Source organism: Nocardia sp. NPDC060220 (assembly GCF_042727815.1).
Lineage (GTDB): Bacteria > Actinomycetota > Actinomycetes > Mycobacteriales > Mycobacteriaceae > Nocardia.
On the sequence record NZ_JBHWZY010000364.1, the window covers coordinates 1 to 6,524 of the forward strand.

The 6,524-nt window shown below is 69.2% G+C and carries 6 protein-coding genes; 5 read left to right on the top strand and 1 reads right to left on the bottom strand.

Annotation, left to right across the window (positions count from 1 at the left end; genetic code table 11):
• The 4 genes from ACFWF3_RS19470 to ACFWF3_RS19485 all read left to right on the top strand — a co-directional run.
• Window positions 1-450 (top strand): aminotransferase class V-fold PLP-dependent enzyme (locus tag ACFWF3_RS19470; RefSeq protein ID WP_379314729.1); only part of this gene is annotated, 450 nt, incomplete at its 5' end.
• Between the two features lie 39 nt (window positions 451-489).
• On the top strand, window positions 490-1,743 hold the full coding sequence (locus ACFWF3_RS19475) for a heavy-metal-associated domain-containing protein (RefSeq protein ID WP_379314730.1): 1,254 nt from the start codon (window positions 490-492) through the stop codon (window positions 1,741-1,743).
• Window positions 1,740-3,149, top strand: a complete 1,410-nt coding sequence (locus tag ACFWF3_RS19480; RefSeq protein ID WP_379314731.1) for a decarboxylase — start codon at window positions 1,740-1,742, stop codon at window positions 3,147-3,149. Before ACFWF3_RS19475 ends, ACFWF3_RS19480 begins: the two co-directional genes overlap by 4 nt.
• Window positions 3,149-4,462 carry a pyridoxal-phosphate dependent enzyme gene (locus ACFWF3_RS19485; protein WP_379314732.1) on the top strand — a complete coding sequence of 438 codons (1,314 nt, stop codon included), beginning with the start codon at window positions 3,149-3,151 and terminating at the stop codon, window positions 4,460-4,462. Before ACFWF3_RS19480 ends, ACFWF3_RS19485 begins: the two co-directional genes overlap by 1 nt.
• Here the strand turns inward: ACFWF3_RS19485 and ACFWF3_RS19490 are convergent, their stop codons facing one another.
• The gene (locus tag ACFWF3_RS19490) at window positions 4,463-6,001 is read right to left on the bottom strand and encodes a condensation domain-containing protein (protein ID WP_379314733.1); all 1,539 of its coding nucleotides are present in this window, start codon (window positions 5,999-6,001) and stop codon (window positions 4,463-4,465) included.
• Window positions 6,002-6,203: 202 nt separating this feature from the next.
• On the opposite strand from ACFWF3_RS19490, the gene ACFWF3_RS19495 reads away from it, so the two are divergent.
• Window positions 6,204-6,524 (top strand): cold-shock protein (locus ACFWF3_RS19495; protein ID WP_379314734.1); only part of this gene is annotated, 321 nt, incomplete at its 3' end.

Sequence of the window (6,524 nt, forward strand, 5' to 3'; positions counted from 1 at the left end):
GTCGGCGCCGACGTGACGGTCAGCAATCTGAACAAACCGTCCAGCGGCGGCATGTCGAGCACCCCCGGGATCCTCTCCCTCGCACCGGCTTTCGACCTGCTCGACGAGCTCGACCGATTCGCTGTCGCCGAGCACAACCGGGTGCTCACCCTGCGGCTCATCGACGGCCTGCGCGAGGTCCCCGGGCTCGACTTCCTCCCGGGGCCGGCACACGCCACCTGCGCCGTCGGCTATGGGATCGTCTCGTTCACCCTCGACGCGATCAGCGCCGCCGACCTCGGGTTCGTCCTGGCCGATGCCGGTTTCCTGGTGCGAACCGGAGCCCATTGCGTGCCCTCGGCCGACGCCGGGGCCGGTTCGGTGCGGGTGAGTACCCACCTCTACAACACCCTCGACGAGATCGACCGATTCGTCGCCTGCGTGGCCGGCCTCGCCGGTGACGGGCGCTGAACAACCTGTCCTTCAAGCCCCCGACGCCGAGGAGGAACGATGGGCTCGCCCACCGTGCAGCACTACGATCGTCGCGCCGCGTCCCGGGTACTGGCCCGCCTGGCCGCTCCCGGACTGTTCGCCGCCACCGAACTGCCGCCTCCGGCCCGAATCATGTTCCGTGCCACGGCATTACAGCCTGAATCGGGTGCCGCGCTGACACAGTCCCAGCGGATGTACCTGGAACGGTTCATGCGCCCCTGCCGCCCGGATCAGGTGACCAGCGCGACCCATCGCCTCACGTGGACCGACAGCGCGGGAATTCCCAACACCGGGTACTTCCACACCGCGGGCGCGGGCCCCGAACTCGCGGTCCTCGCGCGGGAAACAGTCCTCGCGCTGTGGCATTCGCTGGCGGCATCCGAACTCCCGGCGCGCGCTGCGGCCCTGTCCGCCCACGATCACGGCGTTCTTTCCGCGACCACCACCGATCACGATCCGCACGAGATCTTTCGGGTCGGTATTGAGGCAACGGGTCGCGCACTGGTCCAGCACGGCCTGATCGCCGCCGACACCCCCTATCGCGGGCTCGTCGAATTCGCCACCGGCATGCGTGATTGCGGCATCTTCACCGCCGTCGCCACCCGCTGGTTCTGGGAACTGCAGGCCTCGACCTTCCGGCGCGGGATGATCCCGGTGCGCTTTGCCAGCCAGCCCGACGGGTCCGTGCGCTACACCGCCGACTCGATCGCCATCCTGCGTGCGATGAAAGACGCCACCATCGCCGACGCGCACGCGGTGATGCTGCGCGCGACCGGTGAGGAGGGCCTCGAGACCGAAGCGGCCGTCGCGAAATACCACGACGACCTCGACCTGATCTCACGGCAATACGCGCTGCTGCCCGCCGACACGCGACCCACCTGTCTCGCGGCGACCCAACACGACATCGACGGCGCCGATGTGCACGTCCTCGCCACGGTCGTCGATCGGTTCGTCGAGACGTTCGCCGCGCTGACAGGCTCGGTGGAAGTGCTCGAGGACCTGACCGAGGAACAGCCGGGTACCGCCCCCACCGGCGACGACGGCGTCTTCTACGTCCCCGATATGAGCTGCCGGCATTGCGTCCGCACGATCACCGCCCTGCTCGAGTCGATGGAGATCCCGGTCGTCGAGATCGATCTGGAGTCCAAGCGGGTGATCGCCCGGATCCGCAGTCCGCGCAACAGGTTCCGTGTCTTCGAGGCACTGCGCGATGGCGGCTACAATCCGGTCGACGACGTGCCGGCACAGGTGCCCGGCGCGTCGGTGGGATGATCCCGCCCGCCGTTCCCGCCGCGCTGCATCCGCTCGTCGCCGCGTTCCTCGCCGATCGCGACGGCGTGCGCGCCGCGCTGCGCCGCTACGGCTCCCCCGTGCATCTGGTGTTCCCGCAGATCTTCACCGCCAACCTCGCCGCACTGCGCGCCGTGCTCGATGCGGGAGCGGTCCGGCATCGAATCTGCTATGCGCACAAAGTGAATCGCTCCGCGGCGTTCGCCCACACGGCCGCGCACGCGGGAATCGCCGTCGACGTGGCGTCCACGGGGGAACTGCGTTCCGCGCTGTCCGCCGGATTCCCCGCCGATCGCATCGAGGTGACCGGCCCCAAGGGCGCCACGATGCTGCGGGCCGCGTTGACGGCCATGGCGACAATCAATGTCGACAACCTCTGGGAACTCGCGACCCTGGCCGAGCTGGCGTCACCGGCGGCGGCTGTCCCGGTACTGCTACGCATTTCGGGTTTCTCCGGCAGCTCACCGAGCCGGTTCGGGATCGATCTCGCCGACGTGGCCACGGCGCTGGAGCTGCTGGTACGTCACCGCGACCGGCTGCGGCTGCTGGGATTCGCCTTTCACCTCGATACCGCTGCCACCGCGGAACGGGTCAACGCCGTGGGCGACTGTCTGGAACTGATCGAACGGGCCTACGCGCACGGCCTGACGCCGACGGTGCTCGATATCGGCGGCGGCCTGCGCCAGGTCTTCACCGCCGATGCCGGGGGGTACGACGCCTACGACCACGCACTGCGGGCGGGCCTGCTCGGGCGTGGCCCCGCGATGCACTGGGGCAACAACACTTTCGGCTATCACGTCGCCGAGGGAATGGTGCACGGCGCACCGGTGTTCCACAAGTACGCCAATACCGAACCCGCCGCCGGCATCCTCGCCGAACTGCTCGCCGCTCCGCTGCCCGGGCACGGTGGACGGGCGCTGGCGGCGGTCCTCACCGACAATCTCCTCGACCTGTGGCTCGAACCGGGCAAAGCGCTGGTCGACCAAGCAGGCATCACCGTGGCCCAGGTCGAGTTCGTCAAACAGGCAGGCAACGGCGCGACGCTGGTCCATCTGGATCTCAGCCGCGACACCGTCACCGCCGCCGACCAGGAGGTGCTCATCGATCCGATCGTGCTGACCGACGTAGCCGAGTCACGGCCTGCCGGGGTGTATTTCGCCGGGCACCTGTGTCTCGAGCGCGACCTGATCACCCAGCGGCAGGTGCGAGTCGCGCAGCTGCCGTCCCCCGGCGATCCGGTGGTGTTCCCCAATACCGCCGCTTACCACACGGACCTTTCGGCCGCGCAGGCCGGCATGCACCCGACACCCGCGAAAGTCGCTGTGCTGCACCGAGAAGGACAGTTCGTTCTGTGCCCTGATGCCGACTATCGGCCCGGGGGCCGGTGATGGTCTACACCCACATCACCGAGCTGATCGGCAACACTCCCCTGCTGCGCCTGGACCCCGCCGTCCACGGGCTGGCCGAGGTCGAGCTGTACGCGAAACTGGAGTCGCACAACCCCTTCGGTTCGGTGAAGGACCGCGTTGCCTGGGCGATGATCCGCGACGATCTCGAGCGCGTCCGCGCAGGCGGGCAGTCGTTCATCGAGGCGTCGAGCGGGAACACCGCCAAAGCGCTTCGGGTACTCGGCGCGCTGCACGGCATCCCGTTGCGCGCGGTCACCAATCGGATCCGGGTGAGCGAGGTCCGCCAATTGCTGCAACTGCTCGGGACCGAGATCGTGGAACTTCCCGGCCTGTCCGAATGCCCTGATCCCCATGCCGCCGATGATGTTTCGGCGGTTATCGAGCAGACCATCGGCCAGGCGCCCGACCACTGGTATCACCCCTCGCAATACACGAACGAGCGCAATATCGCCGCCCATCACGACGGCACCGGCACCGAGATCGCCACCGATCTCGCGGACGCGGGCATCGACAACCTGGACTACCTGATCGGCGGACTCGGCACCACCGGCTCCACCCGGGGCACCGCGACCGCCCTGCTCGCCCACCATCCGGACCTGCGCACCGTCGGGGTGGTGTCGGACCGCTTCGATTTCATCCCCGGTATCCGCTCCGAGCGCGAGATGTGGGACGTCGGGCTGTTCCGGCCCGATTTCTACGACGAGATCGTCACCGTCGACTCCGCCGCGGCCATCGAGTCGACCCTCGACCTGATGCGCGGCTACGGCGTACTCGCCGGACCCACCAGCGGCGCGGGCTATTGCGCCGCCCTTCGCACCCTGGCCGCGGCACCGCGCCCCGAGGGCAGAGCACTGGTGGCTGTGCTGATCGTGTGCGACCGGATCGAACCGTATCTGTCCTATCTCGCCAAACGCAGGCCGGAGCTGTTCGGCAAGCCCACCGGGCCCGCACCCCCGAGCCCCGACGACACCGCGCCGACGCTGTCTCCCGGTGAGCTGGCCGAACTCGACCGCACCGCCAGACCCACCGTCGTCGATACCCGCGGCGCGATGGCCTACCGCGTCGGGCATGTCCCCGGCGCGCTCAACATCCGCGACGACCAGCTCGACGAGATGCTCACCCAGGGCGTGCCGTTTCCGCGGTCACGACCGGTGGTGTTCGTGTGCCCGGTCGGGGAAACCTCGCTGCGTTTCGCCGCGGTGGCCCACCGCGCGGGCTACGAGGCATACAGCCTCGCGGGCGGCATCGTCGCGTGGCGCGACGCCGGATACGCGATGGAGCGCGGCGGCTGATCAGACGAGCACCCTGGTGGCGCGGCGCGCGGTGCTCAATCCACGACCGCGACCGGTGGTCGCCAGCAGCGCCGTGAGCGGTCCGCGATACCCATCGGCGAGCAGCCCGACGACCGCGCGGAAGCGCGCCACGAACTGCTGCGCGGTCGCCTCGTCGAACCGGGCGATCGGGTAGATGAACGACCCGTCGACCCCGGCGGGCGCGCCGAGTGGATCGTAGTGGTCGGTGAGCCCGAACTCGAGGTCGTGCTTGGCCCTGACCACCCCGGTCGGCAACTCGGTGATCGAAAGCCCCTGTGCAGGAGGGTGCTCGACGGCGGTGCGTGGGGCCCCTGCGCGCTGCAGGATGAGTGTGGCCTGGAACAGCGGCAGCGCCGCGTCCTGCGGCAGGCAGCGCTTGAGGCGTGGGTTGGGGGTGTCGGGGTGGGCGTACGCGGCGAGCGCGACCCGGCGCACCTGCTCGAGAAGTTCGCCGACATCGGCGGCACGGTCGAGGCGCACCCGCATCAGCACATCAGCGGAGAAGTTGCCGACGAGATCGTCGAGCAGGCGGTGATCGCGACCCGAAACCGCTGTGGCGACCGTGACATCGGCGCTGCGCGCGAACGCGCCGACGGTGAGCGCGAACGCGGTCTGCAACACCATGAACAGGCTCGCCCGCCCCTCCTGCGCCATCCGCAGCAGCCCGGCATGGGTCTCGGCGTCGAACGAAATCGGCAGCAGCGCACCGGCAACCGGGTCGATCGGGGCGGCGGGGAGCTCACGCGCGGGTAGGTCCAGCAGGGCCGGGCGGCCGGCCAGCGCATTGGCCCAGTACCGCAGCTGATGGGTGGCCCGGCTCCACTCGTCGGTGAACTCGCCGAGCTGCTCGTGCTTCCACAGGGTGTAGTCGATGTAGCTGATCGGCAGCGGCGGCCAGTGCGGGGTGGTGCCGGCGCGACAGGCCAGATAGGCGGTGACGAGGTCGCGGATCAGCGGGCCCATCGAGCGACCGTCGACCGAGATGTGGTGCACGACAAGGGCGAGCACCACATCGTCGGGCCCGAGCACGAACAGCCGCGCCCGCACCGGCAGATCGCGGGCGAGGTCGAAGGGCTGCCCGGCCAGCGCGGCGACGGCGGGGGCGAGGTCGGCTTCGCCGACGCCGCATTCGGCCACATCGAGGACGGCATCGTCGGGGTCGACGACGCACTGAGCCGGACCCAGCTCGGTCGCCGGAAACCGGGTCCGCAGCGGAACATGGCGACCGACAAGAAGTTTCAGCGCCGCTCGCAGTGCTGCCACGTCGACCGACGCGCCACGCAAGCGCATCGCCCGCGCGACATTCCAATCCGCCGACCGGCCGAGTCGCGCCGCATGCCACATCCGCTCCTGCGCGGGCGCCAGGGGCACATGCGACGGACACGGTCGCGGGCCGAGCACCGGTGACGCGGCGGGCCGCGCACAGACCGGGTCGCTCCCGGTGCGCGCCGTCGCCGGCAAAACGCCACTGCCGGCGCCGTATCCCCCCGATCTCCGCCCCACACCGGGGTCCGACACGCGTCTACAACCTCCACACCGTTTCGACAGGTGAGCAACGCTAACGAGCCGATGTGAACACGCAGTTACCGGATCGTGACCATGCTCGGTCAGCCCGCCCGCATCGCGAATCCCAAGATTTCGCCGACTATCCACTTTCCGGGCGAAATCGCCCAAAAGCCGCGTTAGAGTAGCGACGGGAAGCGGAGCGAGGAGTTGGTTGGTGTCCATCGGGAAATTGGTGTCGTTCGACGGTTCACGGGGTTTCGGTTTCATCCGGCCCGATGACGGCGGGCCCGATGTATTCGTCCACGTCAACGACATCGGACTCGACGAGGACGAGCTGCGCCAGGGTCGCCTGTTCGAATTCGATGTGACCGAAGGCGATCGGGGTCCCAAGGCGATCAACCTGACCGGGGTCGGACAGCCCCCCGTCGCTCCGAAGACGCGCAAGGGCGGCGACCGGCTCGGTCCCGACGAACTGCGTCAGCAGATCACCGAATTGCTGCTGGAGGCGTCCCCCGCGCTCACCGCGGCCGAGATC

Coding starts and splice junctions, on each gene's coding strand:
- ACFWF3_RS19475 (WP_379314730.1), top strand. CDS start 490: ATGGGCTCGCCCACCGTGCAGCACTACGATCGTCGCGCCGCGTCCCGG.
- ACFWF3_RS19480 (WP_379314731.1), top strand. CDS start 1,740: ATGATCCCGCCCGCCGTTCCCGCCGCGCTGCATCCGCTCGTCGCCGCG.
- ACFWF3_RS19485 (WP_379314732.1), top strand. CDS start 3,149: ATGGTCTACACCCACATCACCGAGCTGATCGGCAACACTCCCCTGCTG.